The sequence below is a fragment of the Psychrobacter sp. CX21 genome (genome assembly GCF_057396255.1).
Window position 1 is genome coordinate 23,787 of sequence record NZ_JBXYJG010000008.1, and the last position, 23,865, is coordinate 47,651.

Consider the following 23,865-nt stretch of genomic DNA (forward strand, 5'->3'; position numbering starts at 1 on the left):
ACGCACCCGTTAATTCTTTTAATAGTATTTTATGACCTCTTCTACGTCACAGGCTGATCGAACACGGCGCACTCAATACCTGCAGGTTATCTTAATGGGGGTGAGTGCTTTTGTGATGAATACTACTGAATTCATACCTGTTGCCCTACTCAGCGATATTGCACAAGACTTTTCAATGACTACCGCTGAGACGGGGTGGATGCTGACCCTGTACGCATGGATAGTGGCAGTCATGTCACTGCCTTTGATGCTACTTACAAGTAAGTTTGAGCGCAAACGCTTGTTGATTGGCCTATTTGTTGTTTTTATTGCCAGTCATATACTCTCAGTATTTGCGTGGAATTTTGATGTACTGCTCATCAGCCGAGCTGGGATAGCACTTTCGCATGCGATATTTTGGTCAATCACCGCTGCCATAGCGATTCGTATTGCCCCAGAAGGTAAAAAAGCGTTTGCGATCAGCGTAATTGCAACAGGCACTTCATTAGCAATGGTCTTAGGTGTGCCTATAGGACGGATTATAGGTCAATGGTTTGGTTGGCGCACTACGTTTGCCGCTATAGCATCAATTGGTCTTATTGTTTGTTTGCTTCAATCCAAACTACTACCTACCCTACCCAGTATGTTTGAAGGATCTATTAAGAAAGTACCAGAGCTTCTTAAAAACCCTTTATTATTATGTTTGTACCTGTTTATATTTTTAGTATTTACCGCGCACTATACCGCCTACTCCTATATAGAACCATTTATGCGCCAAGTTGGTAATATAAGTGAGAATTTAGCGACATTTGTTCTACTTCTTTTTGGTGGTGCGGGTATTATAGGAAGCATTATATTTAGCCGGTGGGGCGATCGGCACAGTACCTTATTTATGATAGCCTCTGCTATTGTGATGTTCGTAACTCTAATGACCTTGTTGGATGTTGTGTCATCAATTTTGACATTAAGTTTAAATGCTTTGTTGTGGGGAACTGCGTTGATGCTCTTGGTCATCTCACTACAAGCGCATGTACTTCAAATAGATCTAAAGGCTCAAGACATGCTTATGTCGATGTATTCAGGAATTATAAACTTAGGCATAGGCGCAGGCGCTATGTTAGGTGGTTATACAGTTACGACCTTAAGCTTATCGTCTATAGGTTATGTGGGTGCGATAGTTAGTTTAATATCGATTATTCTGGTTGCCTATATGGCCATGCGATATCTACCCAGACGTTTTGATTGAGTATGATTTTAGGTGGTTTGGTTATTGATGTTCAATTCAAGTTAATCATGACCCCAAGAATAAATTAATTCTTAAAACATTTCTATAAATTTTACTTGGTTTAAACTCTACTTACCTCTTTAAATAAAACCACTCCTTTTGAAAAATAGGGGTGGTTATTAGTGTGGTTATTTGATTGGATTTTAAGAGTCATATTATAGCTCAATGAACTTAGCCACTTATTAGTTTATTAATCTCACTAATCATTACAGACAGCACTGAAAGCCCTACCGTAGCGCCTTCGAGTTTATCCATCTCCTTATTCATACGATAAATAGCCTCTTCGTGCTGCAGTTGCCATGCATGTAATGATCCTGCTGGATCACTCTGAGATAGCAGATCATTCATCATCTGTCTTAAGCTACGGGTCAGCTCATTTAATAAGGCATAGCGAGCACGGCGGTCCCATTTATCTTGCTGCGGTAGCTTCTCAACTTTAAGCATTAACCAATCGATATTCAGATTTTGATAAACCTCAAAATATAGTTTTGAAATCTCTTCCACGTGTCGCTTATACTTTTCTGACGACAATGCAATGTCTAAAGCATCGATAGCATAAGGCAATATTGCAAAAATTTGCGAGTTATCGCTATTTAGACCCGCATCAGTTAGCTCATAAATATCGTGTTGTAGATGATCTGAAAATTGGTCCGCAATGATACCCTGCGGCTTTATTAGTTCTGCCACACTACTTTCAAAGCGATCTATACTATCAGAAACCTTTATATCACTTCCAAAGGCGTTCACCATCCAAACGATGCCTTGCTCGATTGCCGCGCGAATCCTGTTTTCTAGTTCTAATAGCGTAATAGCATCCACTTTATTATCAAGAGACTCTAACGTTTTCCAGCTATCGCTGACCTGAAATATGTCTCTTATGACTGCATAAGCTCGGCTTAAAGTCGCTACAGTTTGACCCGTTTCTTCATATAGCCTGAAAATTGCTTCGATACCCAAACGGTTAACGATACTATTGGTGAGATAAGTACTAATAATCTCACGATGTAGACGGTGTTCGGTCATCTCTTCAAAAAATTGGTTCGCTAATGTATCAGGAAAATACTTACTAAGCTCTTTAGTGAAGTACGGCGCATCCGGTAAGTTTGAGTCTAACAACTGCTCATAAACCCACATTTTTCCATAGGCTAAAATCACTGCAAGCTCGGGGCGAGTCATGCCTATACCTTGTTTTTGACGCTTCTCAATAACCTTATTAGAAGGTAAAAACTCAAGCTCTCTATCTAGCCTTCCTACAGACTCTAGATAATCAATAATACGTTTATGATCCGTTAAGTTATCCGCTCTATTAAGATGGCTAAGCTCAAGCGCTTGAGGTTGTAGATAATTTTGACGGAGTACCAATTGTGACACTTCGTCGGTCATCTGTTTTAAAAGCTCATTACGCTGTTTAACAGTCATGTCTCCTTGCTCTACGATTTTGCCTAACAAAATCTTGATATTAACTTCATGGTCTGAGCAATTTACGCCGCCTGAATTATCGATAGCATCCGTATACAACTGACCCCCTTCGTTATCAGGACCCCCTCGTAACGCATATTCAATACGGCCTTGTTGGGTACAGCCTAAGTTACCCCCCTCCCCGATCACTTTGGCGCGAATATCTTCACCGTTAACACGGACGGCATCATTGGCCCGATCACCAACATCAGCATGACTCTCATCACTACTTTTAACATACGTACCGATACCGCCATTCCATAACAAATCAACAGGTGCGGCTAACAATCGACTTATCAGCTCATTCGGGGTTAAGCTGTCAGCTTTAATGTCAAATGCCTCTTTCATTTCATCGGTAATACTAATTGACTTATCTTGGCGAGAGAACACACCGCCGCCTTGGCTAATCAAGGATTTGTCAAAATCATCCCAAGTTGAACGCGGTAAGTTAAATAACCGCTTCCGTTCTTCATAAGTCGCATGGGTATCTGGATTAGGGTCGATAAAGATATGTAGATGGTTGAAGGCTGCTTGTAGCTTGATATGTTTAGATAGCAGCATACCATTACCGAAGACATCGCCACTCATGTCGCCAATACCTACCACTGTAAAGTCATCTTTGTTTTGAATATCTAAGTCGAGCATTCTAAAGTGGCGTTTGACAGACTCCCAGGCACCTCGCGCCGTAATACCCATGGCTTTGTGGTCATATCCAACCGAGCCACCTGAGGCAAAGGCATCATCAAGCCAAAACCCATATTCTTTAGCAACGCCATTGGCGACATCAGAGAAGCTGGCCGTTCCCTTGTCCGCTGCTACGACCAAATATGGATCATCATCATCATGACGTACCGTATTATCTGGATAGACGACTTCGCCATCAACTAGGGTATCTGTCAAATCGAGCATTCCCCGTAAGAAAGTTTGATAGCACTCAACCCCTTCTTTTTGGAATGCCTCACGACCATCCGCTGGAGATTTTTGCTTAACAATAAACCCGCCTTTAGATCCAACAGGTACAATTACGGCATTCTTCACCATTTGCGCTTTGACCAGCCCCAGTACTTCGGTACGAAAATCTTCCATACGATCCGACCAACGCAAGCCACCCCGCGCGACTTTGCCGCCGCGCAGATGTATTGCCTCTACGCGCGGTGAATAAACAAATATCTCAAACATGGGTTTGGGTTTGGGCAGATTTGGAATTTGGCTTGCCGCAAATTTAAATGATAAGCGATCTTTTCTATCGCCTGCTTCATCTCGTTGATAGTAGTTTGTTCTTAGAAGCGCATTGATAAGATCTAGATACCAACGTAGAATTCTGTCCTCATCGAGACTTTCAACTTTGGATAAAGCGGATTTAATTTGATCCTGGTATGATTTAGTTTTGGAATCTCGTTGATCTTTAGAATGCTTAGGATTCATACGCGCATCAAATAAGTCAGCTATCATCACAGCGATATCTTTGTTCTTATTCAAGGTTTGCTGGATATATTGGCTTGAAAAAGGTGCTTTCGCTTGTAAAATATAACGCATGAAGGCACGTAGAACGACCACTTCAAAAGTATCTAAACGTGTGGATAATATGAGCTCATTTAATGAATCACTCTCAACACGTCCTGCCCATATATGCGCTAAGCTTTCCTCAAACTGTTCACGCACTACTGCAAGATCAATTTGCTTTGTATTATGTAGGGTCAGCTCATATTCTTGTAACCACATCGGCTGATCGGTGACATCAAACTCATAGGTTTGTGCTGAAACAACCCATACCCCAAAGTTTTCAAGAATGGGCAAGATATTAGATAAAATAGTCGGTTTGTTTAAACCATATAGTTTTAAATGCAGCTGATTACTTTCATCACCCGATGACTGATATAACTTCCAAATCATTGGACTGTCTGTATTTAAACTTGCTAAGCGTTTGGTATCGGTCACAGCGGTACGCACATCAAAATGCTCTTGATACGCGGCAGGTATGGTCTGTAAAAACCGTTTGAATAATTTATTCGCCTTTTGTTCACCGAGCGCTTCAAGCATTACCTGCTGATATTGATCTTGCCAGCTTTCCATCAGCGTGTTCAGTTCATCTTCTAATTTGTCTAGATTGACACTATTAATTTGACCGGGTTCTGTACGCACATGCACATGGACTCTAGCGTGATACGACTCATCGAATTCAGTAGTAAACCCACATGAAATCCCATTGAACGCCGTCATTAGCGCTTGTTGGATTTTCAATCGTACATTACTATCGAATTTATCGCGTGGAATGTATACCAAGCAAGAAACGAATCGCTGATAATGATCGATACGGCTAAATAGGCGCAATCGCTTTTTGTCCTTGAGCTGAGCTATGCCAGATACGATGGGATACAGCTCATCTATACTCGCTTGGAACAGGTCATCTCGCGGTAAGGTATTAATGATATGCATATATTTATGATAGTTATACCCATTAATTGGAAAATCTGCATTATCCATAATTTTATCGGCTTTTTCGCGTAACAATGGGATTTGTTGCACGCTTAATTGGTAGGCTTGTGATGTTAATAACCCTATAAAACGATATTCTCCAATAAGACGTCCGGATTCATCGTATTTATGAATACCCAAAAAATCCATGTAAACAGGACGATGAATGGGCGATAATTGACTTGATTTTGAAAGCAGTACCACTCGCGGTAGTGTCAACAGTGCTTTTAGGCTGTTCGGTAACTGTGCAAAACTATCCGATGGCGTGTCCTTTTTGACCCCATTTAATAACCCTAACCCACTATTAGCCACGGTGATCAAATTGATATTAGCAGCGGCTTCATTTGACACGACCCCTGACATCTCACTAGATGTTTCGCGCTCACTTTCGGCGCCCTCAATACGATACTCTCTAAAACCCAAAAAGATAAAGTTATCATCTTCCACCCACTTTAAGAAATCTTTGATAACGTCAACACTATGATAAACCTCAGGAACGTTAACTGTGTCAAGCTCCTTCCTGATTTGATTTAGTTTATCGCGCATTGGTTGCCAATCGCTAACAACCGTATCCAAGGTAGTAATTCTATCCTTTAGAAGCTCTTTTAAGCGCGCCATAGTGGCACTGTCTGTACGTTCTATTTCACAATGTATTAATGATAAATATCGTGTGTCGCTGTCCTGAACTTCATTAACTTTTATAATGTCTTCACTTTCACTGCGTTCAACATCAATGATAGTGTTGTGAATACGATGCACATCAAGCCCTTCTGACTCAATGCACATGCTTAGCGTATCTACCAAAAAAGGACGGTTATAGGCTACCAGTTGTAATAATGTATGCCCACTATGAAAATGCTGCTCTTCAACATTTGGATTAAACAAATGCAGTTCAGGCTGATTCTCTTGATAAGACTTAAGCAGTACAAAATGATGCAAAGCCATTCCAGCTAGGTCAGTATCGGATTCAGATTCGGCGAGCCGTGGCGCCAGATTCTTATAATAAATCATTATAAACTGCTGTAATAAATCTCTGTCTGTAGTGACATAGCTACTGGCTATTTGAGTTATGTTGTTTAGCCTTTCGTTACTTATTGAGGTTAAGTTGCTCATGAGATGTCCTTTCTTATCGTTTTAATTATTTAATGAATGATCAAATATTTATTTATCTATATTTTTTAAATTGAACATTTTAATTTTTGTTTAATTTATCTATATTTAACGCCTATTTTTTGAAGCTCAAATAAGGTTTTTTATCACAATGTTAAGAAACTTATAAACCGAACACCACTATATGAGAAGCTTCTTAATTTTAAGATTCTATAATGCAAACGTCTAAAGGGTTACTTTTTAAATAAAGTATTCTTACTCTTGATTCTACGTGATGAAAATTTAATTGTGGTGTTCGTTTGAAACTATAATGTTTTATTAGGTTTCAAAGTCATTGTGCCCTTTTCTTTTTTTGACCTATTCTCTTTTTTTACTATTCTCTTAATAACTTAATAACTTCAGATATTAACGGCATTAATCATAAACATATGAGGTTGCAGTTTTAATATGGCGGTTACTAATAAAATGGTTAACCTTAAATACTGACATAATGTTATGAAAGATTTCAAATATTTGAAATTAAACTTATCATCCTTATTGAGTATCTATAGGCTTTATTGAATGGTCTAATTGAATAGGTTCAATAGAAGTGAAAACGACTTAATTTTATATATATGCTTTTAACTATATAAATTTTTTTGGTTATAAATAGAGTTTTGTTCACTACTTAATAGATGACGCGATATCACGGGATGTTTTTTAAATTATTTAGATCTTTAAGTTTTTAGTTTCTATTCTAAACTTTTCTATCTGTATACACGCTAGACTATATATCCCTAGTATATTGTCATAATCTACTAACTTATTAGATGAACAACATTTACTTACTTATCTGATGTACAACAATAATAAGGATTAAAAATGAGCTTTGATAAACAGCAATCTGAAACAATAAATCGACAAATTAAATTATCCAGTCGACCTCATGGTAAGCCAACTTCTGAAAACTTTGAGCTGACTACGACTAAAGTTCCCACTGTATCACAAAATGAGATGTTATTACGTACGCTATACCTATCGTTAGACCCTTATATGCGAGGACGTATGAGTGATGCTAAAAGTTATGCAGATCCTTTAGAAGTAGGTGATGTGATGTTGGGTGCCACCGTCTCTCAAGTCGTTAACTCTAATGTTGAGGGTTTTGAAAAAGGTGATTTGGTCGTCGCCTACTCAGGCTGGCAGGACTATAGTGTCAGCAATGGTGAAGGCGTCTATAAGCTTACCCCAGATATGAGTCGGCCGTCTTATGGTCTGGGTGTCCTAGGTATGCCAGGTTTTACTGGCTATATGGGATTGACAGATATTGGCAAACCCAAAGTTGGTGAAACTTTAGTCGTTGCAGCTGCAACAGGCCCAGTTGGAGCCACAGTCGGTCAGGTAGGCAAACTCCATGATCTAAATGTTATCGGTGTCGCAGGCGGTGAGGACAAATGCAAGTTTGCGGTAGAGGAATTAGGCTTTGATAAATGTATCGATCATCGTGCAGATGATTTTGATCAACAATTAGCCGATGCCTGTCCAAATGGTATCGATATTTATTATGAAAACGTAGGGGGCAAAGTATTTGATGCTGTATTACCCTTATTAAATGCCCATGCTCGTATTCCAGTCTGTGGTCTCGCTGCTCACTACAATCAAACTGAACTTCCTGAGGGTAAAGACCGTCTAAGCCAGCTATTAAGTGTCATTTTAAGACAGCGTCTAACCATGAAAGGCTTTATTATCTTTGAGGAATACGGTGACCATTTCCCAGAATTCTTGCACAAAATGGGTAAATGGGTCTCTGAAGGTAAGATTAAGACTAAAGAGCACATCGTAGATGGTTTAACTAATGCGCCGCAAGGTTTTGTAGATATGCTATACGGTAACAATTTTGGTAAGACCGTAGTTAAAGTAGCAGATCCGAAATAATTCAGCCTACCAAAAACATTTATTTTAAATCAATAACTCTATAAAAAACTGTAGAACAAATACTAATAGGATACTTATGAAAATTTTAATGGTTCTAACGTCTCACGAAAGACTTGCAGATACTGGTAAAAAAACGGGGTTTTGGTTAGAGGAGTTTGCAGCTCCTTATTACATTTTTAAAGATGCTGGAGCAGAGATTACTCTGGCATCACCTGCTGGTGGTCAGCCGCCACTGGACCCTAGCAGTGATACCCCTGATGCGCAAACTGAATATACAAAACGCTTTAAACAAGATACTACTGCTAAAGAACATTTAGCTAGTACTCATAAACTGGCTGATATATTGGCTAATAATGGTGTCGATAATTATGATTCCGTGTTCTACCCAGGTGGTCATGGCCCGTTATGGGATTTGGCGGTAGATAAAAACTCCATTGAACTTATTGAAGATTTTGTGAAAGCTAACAAACCTGTTGCCTTCGTATGTCACGCCCCTGCTGCCTTAAAAAATGTAAAAATCGATGGGGTCTTTCTAGTCAAAGATAAAGACGTAACCGGCTTTAGTAACTCTGAAGAGGAAGCCATTGGTCTTAGTGATGTGGTGCCTTTTTTGCTTGAAGATGCTCTTAAAGAAAATGGCGGACACTATAAAAAAAGTGAGGACTGGCAATCATATGTGGTAGAAGATGGACTGTTAATAACGGGACAAAATCCTGCCTCTTCTGAAGAAGCGGCTAATAAACTTATCAAACGACTACAGTCATAAGGTTTAGAAATATGATCAAATTACATCATTTAAATCAATCGCGCTCTTTACGTACGTTATGGCTACTTGAAGAGCTTGGTCAGCCTTATCAAGTGATTAGTTATCAACGCGATACAGATACGCATCTTGCCCCAGATAGCTTAAAGCAAGTACATCCATTAGGTAAGTCGCCAGTAATAGAAATTGATGGGAAAGTAGTAGCAGAGTCAGGCGCAATAACTCAGTTGTTGATTGAGCGCTTTGCTGCCGATCGTTTACGTCCTGCTATTGATTCTTTAGAGTACGCTGATTATCTACAATGGATAGACTTTTCAGAGAGCTCACTCATGGTGCCATTACTGCTTGAGTTATTTACTCAAGCCGCCGGTTTTAACGATAACGAGTTTTTAACAGGCTATATAGATAAAGAAAAGCGCAATTTACTAAGTTATCTAAATAACAATCTTAAGGGCAAAACTTATCTTGTCGGTGACAAACTCACTGGTGCTGACTTTATGTTGTCTTTTGATTTGATTATGTTGGCACAGCGAGGTCTTCTTGAAGATTATCCGCATATCAAAGCCTACGCCAATGGCTTATCTAGTATAGACAGCTACCAACGTGCTTTAAAGCTAGAAGCTGAGTATGATAAGAGCAAATAATCAGTATTTAGTAATTATTAATTAGCAAGGGTTTTTATAGTCAAAGAAGTCTAAAATGGTTACAAGGCAACCGAGTGCAAGTACTACTGGAGTAGGCTTAACGAGGTTAACACTGTAACCGTTTAGTAGTTCGCTGACTATAGAGATGTTGTAAGGCGTCTCATATAAAAACAGCCCTTAATGGGGCTGTTTTTTTCGAACGAAATATATCTGTACTAAAAACTTATGAACAGTTCACATATTTACCCGAGGTATCAATACACATTTTAGCACCATTAGCTAAATTGCCAACCCACGCTTTTCCATCTATAAACACAAATGGTTTGACGCCTTTATATGTCTCATTATCTCCACGGTCAAGTTCAGACTCGTTAAATTCAAAAGGTATCTTTAACTCGCCTGCTAAGTCTACAAACCCCCACTTACCTTCTAGCTGTACGCCAGCTAAATTTTCAGAATAGGGTGTGACATCATCAAACATAATTTTAATCATTGGGATATTTTGGTTATCAACGAATCCCCATTTATCATCACGTTGAACAGGCTGCCAAATATCAGTATTTGACATGACAGCTGAGGTATTAACACTGGTGATGTGACTTTCTTCTATGGTCAAAGACGGGTTTGCGGCACTATTAGATTTAGCATAATTAGAAGGAGTAGAAGGTGCTTGTTCAGTATCTATTGGGTTGAAGTCATTCGTGGTCGCTTGTATAGGCTCTACATTAGGGTTTGCAGTTTGCCTGGCATTCAAATCGACCCAAATTGTACCTGATGCTTTATCGATTTGGGTCACACCCGATTTATAATCTTTGATGGATCGATACGCTCCTGAAGGACTCAAAATAGTCCTATTTGAAGTATCAATAATGCCAAACTTGCCATTTTTCTTGATAATAATTCGGCCCTCTTTAGCGGGTCTTGCCCAGCCTTTGGTATATTTATCACCACTGATCGGATCGTATACTGGCGGTACCACCTCTCGGCCTGACATGTTAACGTAACCAACTTTACCAAGCTTTCTTACAGGCATGACGCCTTCTCTGATCTTATTGGCATCGGCCGCTTCATAGGGAAATAGGTTTACAACCCTTCTCCCTTGCTTATTTATTAAAGCTACAGGATGACCAGAATCTTTGAGGGCGATAAAATAGTTTGGGTTTGAGGTACAAAAGACATTCGAATAATAGCTTTTTGGCACGTTGCATGCCATAGCTTGAACACTGATAAGCCCTGTTATACCTAAAAGACTGAACGCTTTAGCGATATCTAGGGAATTAGAAACAGAATATCTTGAAATTTTAAACATAGATTGCCATTAATACACATAAGTAATTATAAAACTATTAAAGCAAATATATGAAACAAATTAAACCTTAAACACTCATTATTAGGGCTTAAATTATGCTTATTTATGTTTTAAAACGTTTTTAAAATAATATTTAAAACAAGCAGTTAAGAGCAGTCTGGTAAGACCATGCTTTTAAAACCATTTCATTATTAATAGTCAATCAGGAACATCTAATTATGCGACTGACCTAAGAACTTCTCATCAAGCCAATCATTCATAAAGACATTGTCTGGATCATACTCTTCTCTAATTTCTAAAAAACGCTGCATTTGAGGATATAAATTGTGAAGCTCATCTGAGTTTAATTTATTAACTTTTCCCCAATGTGGACGCCCCTTCCACTTTTTCATATAGTCATATAGCCATTCAAACAAAGGTTCGCAGTCCATCCCTTTATAAACGTGAAACGATAGAACGGCACTGTCTTGTCCCTGAGTTGGGCTTAACATACCCGTCTCACCCTTGTGCGTACGTACTTCAATTGGGAAATGAGACAGTTTATTATCCTCTAAAAGAATACTGTTAACCTCTGTAATACACGCTTCAAAATCTGATAAATTAATAAAATATTCTGACTCATTGAATTTTACACCACGCGGCGTTGGGAACACCTCATAGCTATAGCCTTCGCGGTGAGTATTAGGTATAGAATTGGCTGATATTTGGCTGACTTTTTTGGTCAGCTTAGGATTCATACGAGCCATTTCAGACAGCATATAAAATGCCCCATTTAAAATCACAGTACTGTCAAATTGATCTTTAAACTTTTGACCGCTTTTCATAGGCTTAGGCGGTATGACTGATAATGATTTCTGCTGTAGCTTATTTGTTCCAGGGAATAAGAACCACTCAAGATGACGATGGGTTTTTATATTGTCTGCAAAACATTTGATACCATCCTCGAACTCTAAACGCTCGTTCGATTCACGCAGCCCATACAGACTCACAACTTTAAGGGTTAATTTAGTGAATATTCCAAGCATACCCAAGCTTGCATGTAAGGCATTACCTAAATCATCAGTTTCAGGATCGCCACGATAATGCGTATTGAGCTCCCCTTTACCATCTACCCATTCCCAGCCAACCACCTGATTTGCTACAGAGCCCAAAGTTATACCCGTTCCATGGGTAGCAGTACTCGCTGCACCTGCGATCGTTTGAGCTTGGACATCACCCATGTTTTCTAATGCGAACCCATGCTCACGTAAAGCATCCCCAATCTCATGTAAGTAAGTTCCCGCATGTAATGTCACTTCTTTGGCGTCTTTATCTACCGATATCAGTCCACGCATGTGGTGCAAACTTATCGCGATTTCTTCAGGCTTTGCACATCCGCTAAATGAATGGGCGGCGCCAGTAACCCTTATACGCTTATTATTAGTACGTGCATCCTTAACTATTTGTTGCAACTCATTAATGGTTGAGGGTGTTAACTTTTGCTCTGGTGCGGTTTTTACATACCCTACCCAATTTTCCCAGTCTCTTTTCGCTTCCCAACGCTTTAGTGAAAACATTTTCCCTCTCCTCGATACGTAGTCATGGTATGTGCAGCTCCTTCTGCTATTGGTTGGTTGTTTTGGCGATAGCAATACATTACTTTAAAGTGCTCGCAAAGCTCGCCAGCTTTTGCGTGTCGACACCATACGGCATCCCCTATTTCAGGTATATTATGTTTATCTATAATCTTAGTATCTATTGCGAGTGGCGTTTGAACCTCACCGAACCCTTCATCCGCTAATATACTAAGGCCCTTAGGATAATGAACAATAGGTGATTTATCTATACCTGATGCGCCGGATGCGATAAACCCGCCGCCATGACAAGTTATGACCCCTTTTTCAGGGCGCCGCGTTACAGGTAATACAAATCCTGCTGCAGGTTTAAATGCTTGCATTGATTCCATATAATCAAAATACGCAGGTTTGTAGTACGCTGAGCCCACTGTAATTTCAGTAATCTCAGGCTGGCATGACGTAAAGTCCATGCTGCCACTGCCGCCACCATTGACGATTTGAAGATCTATACCTTGTCTATTAAGCCACTTTACTATTGACCCACGACGTTGACTGACTTGCTTTTTGGATCTGTTTTTTAAAAGCTTTATTGCAGGTGCTAGTAGCGCTTTACCCGGTAAATGTTCTGGTAATCCTGCGATTTGGGCTTCATAGCCCATTAAGGAGGTAAGTTTGATATATTTGCAATTTTTTATATGTTTTAGAAGGCGTTTTACCTCCTTTTTTGAGAGCAGTGAAGATCGTTTGGTTCCAAAATATAATTTGGGCAATGGCATGGACATATTTATATCTAAACATACCTCAACCACTTCGCCATATTTTTGACCAGTTTTATTTAGAGCATCAACTTGTTCAGGTCGATCAACCATCCATGACATGATACTGCCCTGCCTGGTATATTCAAAAGTTTTAGCAACGCTATCCATATCTAATGTAGGATAGGCACACAATATATTTTCAAAACCATTTTTGAGCAGATATACAGACTCATCGGCAGCATAAGACATTAAACCGATATAATTTGGAGATTTATCTTTAATATACTTAATGACATCAATAGAGCGGATGGACTTAGTAGCCAAACGTAGATTAACGGCTTTTGTTTTACTATTTACTAACTGAATGTTGTGATCAAGTGCATCAAGATCTAGCCATGCAGAAGGCATGTGGGGCGGGCTAAGTTGGGCAAAATCCATTTTGCTTTCCTTAATTAAGTTGCTTTTATTAGATGTTTTTAATTAGATGTTTTTAATCAGTTATTATAATCATTTAATTTTTGATTAGCATTTTTAAGTAAGCTACTGTTTAATAGCTGCTATTAAAAAAACATGCTATAAACTATTATCATAAGTTAATATTTATAGCTTTATAGATTCCGATAATTTATTAAAAATATGCCATATGAGTTTGAACTTACTAAATCGTCGAGTCAAGTACCTTAGAAAATATTTTATAAATCAACACTATTCATAAATTAAAATTTTATTACTAGGAACTGTATAGATTGCAAAAACGCAGCTTAAATCTGCGTTTTTCTTTAATATTAAATACCGTACATTAGATGATCATTTGTATTAAGATTTTATTTCACTTATATCTGGGTTTGACCAACATACAATTCGCGCATAACCTTTTTATCGTGTTTACCAACAGAGGTTTTTGGTAAGTCATCGACAAACTTATAATGATCAGGAACACCATATTTAGTGATCATGCCTTTTTCTGCTGCTTGTTCAGCTAAGGCTTTAATGTCTTCAGGCGTTGTATCTTGACAGTCAGGTTTTAATACAATTGCTGCTAATGGACGTTCCCCCCACTTTTTATCATGCACACCGATAACAGCAACATCAGCCACGGCTGGGTGCAAAGATAAAATGGTTTCAATCTCAAGCGATGATATCCACTCCCCGCCCGATTTAATGACATCTTTTAAACGATCAGTAATTTTCATCGTTCCATCTTCAGTCATAAAGGCGATATCCGCGGTATGCATATACCCGCCTTCCCAAAGCTCAGCTCCTGCATCATCATTTTTGAAGTAGCTTTGAGTCAACCATGGTGCGCGCAGTACAAGCTCACCTGTAGTTTTACCATCGTTTGGTAGACGCTCATTTTTATCATCCCAAATTTGGGCATCTACCATTAGTACAGGTTTACCAGTCATACTACGGCGCTTGGCTTCTTCATCTAAAGTCATTTCTGGATCATCAGATCTAAACTCTGTCAATCCAATAAGCGGTGCAGTTTCTGACATGCCATAGCCTGTATAGACCTCAATGCCTGCTGATAACGCAGTTTTGGCAAGACCTTCGGTAAGACGCGAACCACCAATGATCATTTTAAGCCCATCAAACTGTTTACCTTCTGCTTCTGCTTGTTTTAACAACATTTGTAGAATAGTTGGAACGCAATGAGTGATTGAAACTTTTTCATTTTTTATTAAGTTCAACATCACATCAGGTGCATAACGTCCTGGATATACCTGCTTCATCCCAAGCATCGTCGCCGTATACGGAAAACCCCATGCCATCACATGGAACATTGGCGTCATTGGCATATAAACATCACCAAGTACCAAGCCTTGTTTCTGCGGAAGAACCCCAAGCATCGCAGCTTCTGCTAATGCATGCAGAACCAACTGACGATGACTAAAGAATACACCCTTAGGATTACCCGTGGTTCCTGATGTATAAAAAGTTGAGGCTATGGTATTTTCATCGAAATCTTTAAATTCGAATTCACTACTAGCAGCTTCTAATAGTGATTCATATTCACCAACCAAACGTGATTGGTTTATACCGAATACCCCTTCACTACTAACATCGTCATCATCTAACCAAATAATATGCTCAATCGATGAATTTTCAAACTGATAGTCTTTCACCATGGGTGCAAATTCAGAATTTAATAATAAAACCTTTGGCTTAGCATGATTGATGGTGTATAAGATTTTTTCAGGAGAAAGTCTTATATTAACGGTTTGAAGTACATACTGTGACATCGGCACCGCAAAATAAGTTTCTAAAAATCGGTGCGAATCCCAATCCATCACCGCCACAACATCGCCATGATCGAGGTTCAAACCATCAAGAACATTCGCTAATTTTGCAATACGTTCAAAAAACTCACTATAGGTCATGCGTTTTTTATCAGCATATACTATTTCTTCGTTTTGAGAGGTTAATTTTGAACGATTTAAAAGCTGTTTAATTGTTAATGAGAAGTTAAAAGCTTCGGGAGCGGCGTTATAGTGATTTGTCATTATATATTCCATTATTGTTTGATTCGTTATAACCCAATATAAACGCTTTAAGAGAGCAATTGTACACTGAGTAAAATTATCATAATCAACTCGGTGTTATAAGTAAAGAACAGTTATAAATGAAGTATTATTCAACTTATTAAGCTGATATCCATTGAATCATTTTATAATACTAAATTCTTGTATTTTAAATTTATATACAATAGTCGCGGCAACTTATACCATGTTATGATTAATTCGTAACTGTATTTACTGACTACAATTATGTTTAGTTAAACTCACCTTTAGCCTATCGACACCCTCATTATGAATAAACCAGATTTATCCAAACTTGATCATATCAATACAGATTTAAACTCAGAAGCGGGTGAGGCTGAAAGTTCTTATGCTTATGATGGCGACACTCTTGATGATGAATTAGAAAACACAGTTCTTCGATTAAGCGACTATTTATCAGCAGTTGAGTTGGTTATTAAAGAAACGTTTCGCCATAGCGTTTGGGTTAAAGCTGAAATTCGAAACTTATCAAGCAAAAATGGACATTACTACTTTGAGCTTGCTGAAAAAGATGATGATGGCAAAGTTATCGCTAGTTGCCGTGGTAACTTATGGCGGTTTAAAGCATCCAGAGTGCTTGCGAAGTTTGAGCGCGCTACTGGCATGAAACTTGAACGCGATGTGACAGTATTACTCAATGTCTCAGCAAACTATCATCCTTTATATGGTTTTTCACTAACAATTAACGATATTGATCCAAGTTATACCTTAGGCGACCTGGCTCGGCAGTATGCTGCCATGCTTGAACGTCTAAGTGCTGAGGGCCTATTGAATCAAAACAAACAAGTCGCCAATCCTTTTGATATTGAACATGTGCTCGTTATAGCACCAGAAAAAGCGGCGGGGCTTGGTGATTTTAAAGCAGATGCAGACAAGCTTGAACGTACTAAAGCCTGTTATTTTCATTATCACTATGCCACTTTTCAAGCCAACCATGCTCCGACTGAAATACGCCATGCCATAACCAAAGGCATGCTCACTTTTAAAAAAGAATACGATCGCTACCCCGATATTATGGTCATTATAAGAGGCGGCGGCGCAGTTGGTGATTTAGCGTATCTGAACGATTATGAATTGGCAGCATTAGTTGCTGAACAACCCATCCCTGTGTGGGTAGGTATTGGGCACGAACGTGATACGGTTATACTTGATGAGGTAGCTCATACCAGTTTTGATACCCCTTCTAAAGTAATCGCAGGTATCATCAATCATTTATCATCTTTAATGCAGCGTACCCAAGGGTATGCAGACTTTGTTAAACGTATCAGTCTACAATATTTAGAGCAAGCGTCTAACAATTCAGAACGCCAATTCTCCTCAATTCAAAGTCTTAGCAAACATAACTTACAGCATTGGCAGCATTTAAATGATCAATACATGAATAGCGTCAAACAGCACGCAAAATTTGAACTACGTGAAGTCAGTCTTACTACCCTAAGTAATATAAAACGCATACGCCAATTGAGCTATCAACGATTGCAGCAAACCACTCATCAGATAGACGCTTTATATCAAAGTACTCAGCGCACTAGCCATAATTTATTAAAGGATGTTGCCAATCAAATTCGTTACTATCAACAAGTGATATTGGTGCAAAACCCTGCACGATTACTGAAACAAGGCTATGCATTTGTTAAGGATTCAAATAATACGTATCTAAATTCTATAAATAGTATTGAAAAAGGTGATTTTGTAAACGTTACCATGAGTGATGGGGATATTAATGCTGTGGTGTATAATGTCACTAAACACAATACGCCTACTGATATAGAATAATTTTTTAATCACTATTATACATTATCAATTAATAAAACTTATTCAACTATAAACTAAACTCTATTTGCATAAGGAATTTCTATATGTCGACACGTAAAAAAGCAGCACCAAAGACCTTTAAAGCTGCTTATCAAATATTGAAAACAAATGCCGAAGAGCTGCAAAACTCTAATGAGCCAGATATTGATAATTTAATGAACACCGTTGAGCAATCAATAGCTGCTTATAAGGTATGCCAATCTCGAATAGAAGCGGTGCAACAAGCATTAGATGCTGCATTTGATGAAGGGGAGGAAGCTGAAGAAAGTGAGGAATCAGTAGCCAATGTAGACGATAATGTTTAGTCAGGGTCTCTTTTGCGATCTATTATGTATTGAGTAAGTCATCACTGAGTTGCTCATAATAAATTTATACCACTTGAATAAATAAGAACCTACTCACTCAACCTATGACTCTTGCCTACCATACACTGTCTCCTACAACTGCACATATTATTCATTTTGTATTTGAATGGGTTGCTTTGATTGTGGGTGTGCAATCTTATCGGCTTATAAAAAAGCGCCAAGCTAACCAATATCCAAACAATCCTAAATATTCTAACCTTTTGTCAAACAACAGTTTTGCAGTTGCCATCGGTTGTATATTGGGTGCAGCCATTGGTAATAAATTGCTTTTCGTCATTGAAGTACCGCAAGCTTGGGAACAATACGGCTGGATGTCGTTGGGCATGGGTCAAACCATTGTAGGCGGTATGATCGGTGGGCTTGTTGGTATTGAGGTGGCTAAGAAAATCGCAGGTATTCGCTATTCGACGGGGGATTTGTTTATAGTCCCCTTTTGTGTGGGTTTGATAGTTGGGCGTATGGGCTGTTTTTTAGCAGGACTAAATGATGGCACGTATGGCGTGGCGACTAGCTTACCTTGGGGTATTGATTTTGGCGATGGGGTGAGCCGTCATCCGACCCAAATCTATGATATGTTGTGGGCAGTGGCGATGCTTGTCTTTTTTTATTACACCTATCCTAAGTTAAAAGCCGTTAGTGGATTGTCGTTTAAACTATTATTTTTGAGTTATATGCTGTGGCGATTGTTGGTGGATGGGATTAAACCGGTGCCCTTTGTGTATTGGCTGGGTTTATCGGGGATTCAGTGGGCGTGTTTGCTGGCGATTGCAATTTATTTGCCGTTAGTAATTCGGGATTTTAAAAGGTTAAGAATAAAAAATCGTAGTTTTATTTCTATACAAGATATAAAATAATTGTAATAACTAATTTAATAACTATTTTAATAACTATTTTAATAACTATTTTAAAATTACTAAATAAATTTACTCGGCGGGTTAATAAATGTATGACACACCTACCTTTTTCATGTTTCTGTCAATTATTGGCATATCGCATCTATTATTATTTATAGCGGTGGTATTAGCTTTAGTCGGTTATTTTGGAAAAAATAAAACTAATAAAAACAGAAACTTTGTAAGAGCAGGTAAACTGTTGATAGCTTGTGCATTATTTGTGCTAATTGGCTCAGGCGGCTGCATAATGCTTACTAATTTAACCTAACTCTATTGTATAGAAGTACCTCACATGTTTGATATTCTAATAGTATTATTCTCCAGTATGTATATCCTCGCTTATGTAGTACTTCTATTAGCAATAATATTTGCTGTTATAGGTGGCTTCCAAAAAAATGAGTCTGATAAAATCGTCTCTTATACACTTGCTTCAAAGACCTTATTAATAGCCGCTTTATTATTTATTATTGGTCTATTTAGTTCAGTATTGTATTAGGTCTATCTAACAATTAAGCTTTAAATTAAGACAAAATTAACAATTTTAACTATTTAAAGCAGTTAGCCCGTAGTTCAAGTAAAATTTCAAGTTTAACTGGTAGAACTGATAGTTATTTAAAGTCTTATACCACAATGCCTAATACTCACCCCTTCGATTCTATAATTAATATAGAAGTTTGTTTATAACGCTAATGTTCCTTCTTAGGAGCTGTTTAGCCTCTACGAAGCGTTAAAGAATTACACTGCAATTTTAGGTTCGCAAGAGACATTCATGCTTAGATTTCATCTTGCGCTTCGGGAAAGCGTGCCCCACACGCTTTATAAACCTCGCTCACCTATAAAGGGGATTTCTTGATACGATATCCTTGTTTGAATAGAGTGTTGCGGTGACTTAGCCAATCAGAAAATTAAAGATTTTCTCTTGCGTCGGGATGAGTGTGCCCCACACACTCATTTAATCCCTCCTCATATCGCTGAGTCAGGAATGGCTCTGGATGTATTCACTGCCACTTTAGGCAAGCAATATAGGAACACAAAGCGGGATTAGCTACTTGTTGAGGTACTGATTGTTACGCTGACCTTTTATAATATTGGATTGAGAATTTTATGTCACATAAAAACCGCCCTTATGAGTTTTACGATACGACAAGCTCGGTGTGTAGCACATGCTTGTACCCCGTTGAGGCAAAGATTATTTTTAAGAACGATAATGTTTTTATGGATAAGTGGTGTCCAGTGCATGGGGTTGAGCGGGTGCTGATGATGGATGATGTGGCGTATTATCGCAGTTGCCGTGAGGTGTATGTGAAACGCCCTGAGATGCCCTCTCAGTTTGCTACGCCGATGCAGTACGGTTGCCCTTACGATTGCGGACTCTGCCCGGACCATATGCAACATTCTTGCTTAACGATTGTTGAGATTACCGATGTGTGTAATTTGGATTGTCCGGTGTGTTTTGCAGATTCAGGGATGAGTCGTGAGGTGAATTTACCACATTTGTCGTATAAGCATAAATCTTTGGAGACGGTGAAAGCGATGCTTGATACGGTTGTGGCTTGTGAAGGTGAGCCTGATGTGGTGCAATTGTCAGGCGGTGAGCCAACCATGCATCCTCAGTTGTTTGAGATTTTGGATTATATGCAAACATTGCCTATTCGTCATATTATGATTAACACCAATGGGGTGCGGTTGGCGAAAGAGCCTGAGTTTGTAGCGAAGTTGGCCGATTATGCGCATCGTTTTAAGAATAGTAATAGTGAAAAGGTGCAGGGATTAGAGATTTATTTGCAGTTTGATTCGTTACATGATGCGCACATGCAGGTTTTGCGTGGCGCAAAGTTGGCTAAACTTCATGAGCAGGCGTTGGCGCATTTGGAGGCGCATGGTTTGTCCACAACCTTGGTAGCGACGATTAAGAAGGGGCTCAATGATGGCAAGATGGGCGATATTATCCGTCATGCGATGGGGTTTCGCTGTGTGCGTGGGGTGAGTTTTCAGCCGTTATCGGAGGCAGGTCGGGTTGGGATTGATGAGACGTTACTCGATGATAGGAAACAGCGATTAACGATATCGAGGATGCGTCGTCAGATTGCTGAACAGTCAGATGTGTTTACCTTGGATGATATAGTGCCGGTGCCTTGTAATCCAGATACGTTGGCGATGGGTTATGCGCTTAAGACGTATGCTGATAGTAGTGATGATGAGGAGGTTGGATATGCTAAGAAGAGCAAGCCAATTGTTGCACCGTTGACTCGTTATTTGACCCCTGATGTGATTATGAATGGCGGTGGGAATACGATTTTGTTTGAGCAAAACCCTGAGGTACAGAGTCAAGCAAAGGCGCAGTTATTTAAGGTGCTAAGCACCAATCATTCGCCGGAGTCGCAGGCAAATTGTTTGTCAGAGTTGTTGTGTTGTTTGCCTAAGATTGATGCACCGAATTTGAGTTATGAGAATGTGTTTCGGGTTATGATTGTGCAGTTTATGGATGCGCATAATTTGGATATTCGGGCATTAAAGAAGTCGTGTATTCATTTTGCCCAGCCTGATGGGACGATGATTCCGTTTGAGAGTTTTAATTTGTTTTATCGTGATGATAGGGCGCAGAAGTTGGCGGAGATTCGGGGCAGTTTGGCGAAGGGGTTTGAGGCTCGTAATGTAGCTAATGCGCCAAAATATAATGTTCAAAAAGATAATGCTCAAAAAGATGATTCTATTAGGGATAAAAGCTTGATAAATTCGGTGTCAGTTTAGAAGCTAATTTGAAGATAGTTAGAGAATAGTTAGAAGCTAGACTGTCTCTAAAGGTCTATCATATAACCGCTTTATTAACTAAACTTACGCAAATAGATATTCTAAATCTTTAAAAGCGACTGGTGATATTTCTGGATCAACTGGCCCTACCCTCATAAAATTCAAAAATTAATACGAACCGTTTTACCATCTTGTGATGCGTAAGCTCATTTGAAAGAATCTTTAAATAAGGTAGACTTCACAAATCAGAAGCCATAGATTAAAATAAATTAAATTTTTCCTAATAAAAAAAATAGACCATAAACATGGTCTATTTTACTATTTATGCGACCCACCAGAGCTATATCCAGTGCGACCATTATTGCCATTAGTGCCCCCACCCCCGCCAGGCAAAATGATAAAACCACCACCACTTCTACCAGCTTCTTCTTTACTATTTGGTCCTGTTACAGCAGGTCTTGAGTTCATCCCTATAACAAAACTTATGATTAAGGCAAATATAATAATAATAACTGAAATAGTTTTAGATCCTGATGAGCTATAATTAAAGGGTCCAGTTTCGACTTCATCACTTAAATGCTGGCGTTCTGATTCACTCGCTTTGAAGTAAACCATATAGATCAAAATAGCGCCTATAACCCCGACTATTATAGATCCACTTGCTAAGAGCCAGACCGCAACTTGAAGCAAGGTATGCCAAATAAGGAGAGATTTTAAGCTGCCCTGATGGCTAAAACTACCTGATCCTGTGGATATTCTATCTTGGTTTAAATAGTCGCCAAACCAATTTTCAAGCTTTAATGAATTGACAGGCTTTGAATGCGTAAATGTAATTTCTCGATCAGTTTGCTCTGAGGTAATGACCTCATCACCATGCTTATAATCGATAAGTAAATCACTATCGTCAATGTTCACCTGCCAGTTAAAGGCACCCATCGCAAACACGACTTGATTGCGATATCCAGTGCCGACTTGACGCCACTGCATGTCTTTATAAATTAACAGACCTGGTTCTTGTACTGGCATTTCACTAAGAATGCGAGCGACATACCAACCCGTTGACTCCTCGGACAGCCATAAGAAACCATCGGTTAAACTATATAATAAATACTCAGTCCATGCGCCAAATTCACCTACTTCATTTAGCCGCATTATACCTATAACGACATAATCATGATAAATACTACTTTCAACAATTTTATCAGCGGCGTCATCTGATAAAGCAAACGCACTTACTTCCACTATATCTGCCGCTGCTACACGTGCTTTGGCACCTAAGGGTAGACTGCTATCGAAGCTTTGCATTGTGGAATGCATTTTAATGACGCTGGCAGTATTACCAGTGAGTTTAACTTCGCTATGACAAGCAGGACATACTAGAAAATCTGTCGCACCATCAACGTAAGGTATAGGACTACCACAGTTAGGGCATTCTATTTTGCTAATAATAATGGCGTTGTTAGTATCAGGAACAGTATTGCCCGATTGGCTGACATCTTCATTAATCTGACGGTCATCTTTGAGCAGCTGCATATCTAGGTCTGAAAACTCAACCGCATGCCCTTGATAAACTACTGGAGGATGTTCAGGACCAGCATCTGTGTAGTCAAGCGTGATGAACTCTCGCTTGTACTGCGCATCTATGACCCACGTCTCCCAACCTTTACCAACAACATAAGGCAACTCGCCTTCACCAGCGATAGCTTGAGCGTCACGTCTATCATTGACTTGATAGGTATGATCGCCAAAGCGCACACTATCGTTAATAGCCAGGGAATGATAAGCAGGTAGTGTTGAAGTCGTGCCTTCACCTATAGTGATTGAATAATGACCCAACGCCTCAGAAAGCCAACCACTAAGTCCGTTAGAAAATTGGACATACCATTCGTTCCATATACCTTGAGAGTATTGAAGTTGAACGCGGCCTATAACCGCGAATACTTCACTATCATACCGTCCGACACTACCAATCTGTAAGGGAGAATAGTCTTCAATAGTAAGAGACTGCTTACCCTGTTCAACCAATGTATCACCTTCACGTAGCACAGAGGTTTGACAATATTCACACACTGCCATAACAGACCCTGGTGAAGCAAACTCCACAAGAGCGCCACACGATGGACAGGGTGCAGTAAAGGTCAGAACATTAAAATTAATGGGTAGTTTTTGCTTCGACTGTGGCAAAGTATTACTCTCTATAGTTTTATTAAGACTATCTTCAAAACGACCTAT

Annotated in this window: 14 protein-coding genes; 8 read left to right on the forward strand and 6 right to left on the reverse strand. The window is 39.1% G+C overall.

Translation table 11 applies throughout. The annotated features are described in order from the left end of the window. Positions 1-31: 31 nt before the first annotated feature. Positions 32-1,225 carry a sugar transporter gene (locus AC2SLP_RS06180; RefSeq protein WP_486535797.1) on the forward strand — a complete coding sequence of 398 codons (1,194 nt, stop codon included), beginning with the start codon at positions 32-34 and terminating at the stop codon, positions 1,223-1,225. A gap of 210 nt (positions 1,226-1,435) precedes the next feature. Here the strand turns inward: AC2SLP_RS06180 and AC2SLP_RS06185 are convergent, their stop codons facing one another. Next, positions 1,436-6,310, reverse strand: coding sequence for an NAD-glutamate dehydrogenase (locus AC2SLP_RS06185; RefSeq protein WP_486535798.1), 4,875 nt, complete (start codon positions 6,308-6,310; stop codon positions 1,436-1,438). Positions 6,311-7,168: 858 nt separating this feature from the next. Between AC2SLP_RS06185 and AC2SLP_RS06190 the strand changes: the two genes are divergently transcribed. From AC2SLP_RS06190 to AC2SLP_RS06200, 3 genes are all read left to right on the forward strand, one after another. Beyond that, a complete protein-coding gene (locus tag AC2SLP_RS06190; protein WP_486535799.1) occupies positions 7,169-8,218 on the forward strand; it encodes an NADP-dependent oxidoreductase in 1,050 nt (349 codons plus the stop codon). Positions 8,219-8,294: 76 nt separating this feature from the next. Next, on the forward strand, positions 8,295-8,984 hold the full coding sequence (locus tag AC2SLP_RS06195) for a type 1 glutamine amidotransferase domain-containing protein (protein ID WP_486535800.1): 690 nt from the start codon (positions 8,295-8,297) through the stop codon (positions 8,982-8,984). A gap of 11 nt (positions 8,985-8,995) precedes the next feature. Continuing rightward, positions 8,996-9,625 carry a glutathione S-transferase family protein gene (locus AC2SLP_RS06200; protein WP_486535801.1) on the forward strand — a complete coding sequence of 210 codons (630 nt, stop codon included), beginning with the start codon at positions 8,996-8,998 and terminating at the stop codon, positions 9,623-9,625. Between the two features lie 223 nt (positions 9,626-9,848). On the opposite strand, the gene AC2SLP_RS06205 is transcribed toward AC2SLP_RS06200, so the two are convergent. The 4 genes from AC2SLP_RS06205 to AC2SLP_RS06220 all read right to left on the reverse strand — a co-directional run bounded on the left by AC2SLP_RS06205 (position 9,849) and on the right by AC2SLP_RS06220 (position 15,752). Beyond that, positions 9,849-10,934: a WG repeat-containing protein gene (locus AC2SLP_RS06205; RefSeq protein WP_486535802.1), complete on the reverse strand. Its 1,086-nt coding sequence runs from the start codon at positions 10,932-10,934 to the stop codon at positions 9,849-9,851. Between the two features lie 212 nt (positions 10,935-11,146). Then, positions 11,147-12,490, reverse strand: coding sequence for a D-arabinono-1,4-lactone oxidase (locus tag AC2SLP_RS06210; protein WP_486535803.1), 1,344 nt, complete (start codon positions 12,488-12,490; stop codon positions 11,147-11,149). Continuing rightward, a complete protein-coding gene (locus AC2SLP_RS06215; protein WP_486535804.1) occupies positions 12,478-13,686 on the reverse strand; it encodes an alanine racemase in 1,209 nt (402 codons plus the stop codon). Before AC2SLP_RS06215 ends, AC2SLP_RS06210 begins: the two co-directional genes overlap by 13 nt. A gap of 395 nt (positions 13,687-14,081) precedes the next feature. Next, positions 14,082-15,752 (reverse strand): fatty acid--CoA ligase, encoded by a 1,671-nt coding sequence (locus AC2SLP_RS06220; protein WP_486535805.1) that lies wholly within the window; start codon positions 15,750-15,752, stop codon positions 14,082-14,084. 306 nt (positions 15,753-16,058) lie between these two features. Between AC2SLP_RS06220 and xseA the strand changes: the two genes are divergently transcribed. The 4 genes from xseA to AC2SLP_RS06240 all read left to right on the forward strand — a co-directional run bounded on the left by xseA (position 16,059) and on the right by AC2SLP_RS06240 (position 21,633). Continuing rightward, positions 16,059-17,585, forward strand: coding sequence for an exodeoxyribonuclease VII large subunit (gene xseA, locus AC2SLP_RS06225; protein ID WP_486535806.1), 1,527 nt, complete (start codon positions 16,059-16,061; stop codon positions 17,583-17,585). Positions 17,586-17,668: 83 nt separating this feature from the next. Continuing rightward, positions 17,669-17,929 (forward strand): exodeoxyribonuclease VII small subunit, encoded by a 261-nt coding sequence (gene xseB, locus AC2SLP_RS06230; protein ID WP_486535807.1) that lies wholly within the window; start codon positions 17,669-17,671, stop codon positions 17,927-17,929. A 104-nt stretch (positions 17,930-18,033) separates the two neighbouring features. Next, positions 18,034-18,843, forward strand: coding sequence for a prolipoprotein diacylglyceryl transferase (locus AC2SLP_RS06235; RefSeq protein ID WP_486535808.1), 810 nt, complete (start codon positions 18,034-18,036; stop codon positions 18,841-18,843). 1,143 nt (positions 18,844-19,986) lie between these two features. After that, positions 19,987-21,633: a radical SAM protein gene (locus tag AC2SLP_RS06240; RefSeq protein WP_486535809.1), complete on the forward strand. Its 1,647-nt coding sequence runs from the start codon at positions 19,987-19,989 to the stop codon at positions 21,631-21,633. A 318-nt stretch (positions 21,634-21,951) separates the two neighbouring features. Here AC2SLP_RS06240 and AC2SLP_RS06245 read toward each other — a convergent pair whose 3' ends face one another. Beyond that, positions 21,952-23,817, reverse strand: coding sequence for a DUF4178 domain-containing protein (locus AC2SLP_RS06245; RefSeq protein WP_486535810.1), 1,866 nt, complete (start codon positions 23,815-23,817; stop codon positions 21,952-21,954). Between the last annotated feature and the right edge of the window lie 48 nt (positions 23,818-23,865).

What these genes read in the sequence shown, in the direction of transcription:
- AC2SLP_RS06180 (WP_486535797.1), top strand. Translation starts at nt 32, where the DNA reads ATGACCTCTTCTACGTCACAGGCTGATCGAACACGGCGCACTCAATAC.
- AC2SLP_RS06185 (WP_486535798.1), bottom strand. Translation starts at nt 6,310, where the DNA reads ATGAGCAACTTAACCTCAATAAGTAACGAAAGGCTAAACAACATAACT.
- AC2SLP_RS06190 (WP_486535799.1), top strand. Translation starts at nt 7,169, where the DNA reads ATGAGCTTTGATAAACAGCAATCTGAAACAATAAATCGACAAATTAAA.
- AC2SLP_RS06195 (WP_486535800.1), top strand. Translation starts at nt 8,295, where the DNA reads ATGAAAATTTTAATGGTTCTAACGTCTCACGAAAGACTTGCAGATACT.
- AC2SLP_RS06200 (WP_486535801.1), top strand. Translation starts at nt 8,996, where the DNA reads ATGATCAAATTACATCATTTAAATCAATCGCGCTCTTTACGTACGTTA.
- AC2SLP_RS06205 (WP_486535802.1), bottom strand. Translation starts at nt 10,934, where the DNA reads ATGTTTAAAATTTCAAGATATTCTGTTTCTAATTCCCTAGATATCGCT.
- AC2SLP_RS06210 (WP_486535803.1), bottom strand. Translation starts at nt 12,490, where the DNA reads ATGTTTTCACTAAAGCGTTGGGAAGCGAAAAGAGACTGGGAAAATTGG.
- AC2SLP_RS06215 (WP_486535804.1), bottom strand. Translation starts at nt 13,686, where the DNA reads ATGGATTTTGCCCAACTTAGCCCGCCCCACATGCCTTCTGCATGGCTA.
- AC2SLP_RS06220 (WP_486535805.1), bottom strand. Translation starts at nt 15,752, where the DNA reads ATGACAAATCACTATAACGCCGCTCCCGAAGCTTTTAACTTCTCATTA.
- xseA (WP_486535806.1), top strand. Translation starts at nt 16,059, where the DNA reads ATGAATAAACCAGATTTATCCAAACTTGATCATATCAATACAGATTTA.
- xseB (WP_486535807.1), top strand. Translation starts at nt 17,669, where the DNA reads ATGTCGACACGTAAAAAAGCAGCACCAAAGACCTTTAAAGCTGCTTAT.
- AC2SLP_RS06235 (WP_486535808.1), top strand. Translation starts at nt 18,034, where the DNA reads ATGACTCTTGCCTACCATACACTGTCTCCTACAACTGCACATATTATT.
- AC2SLP_RS06240 (WP_486535809.1), top strand. Translation starts at nt 19,987, where the DNA reads ATGTCACATAAAAACCGCCCTTATGAGTTTTACGATACGACAAGCTCG.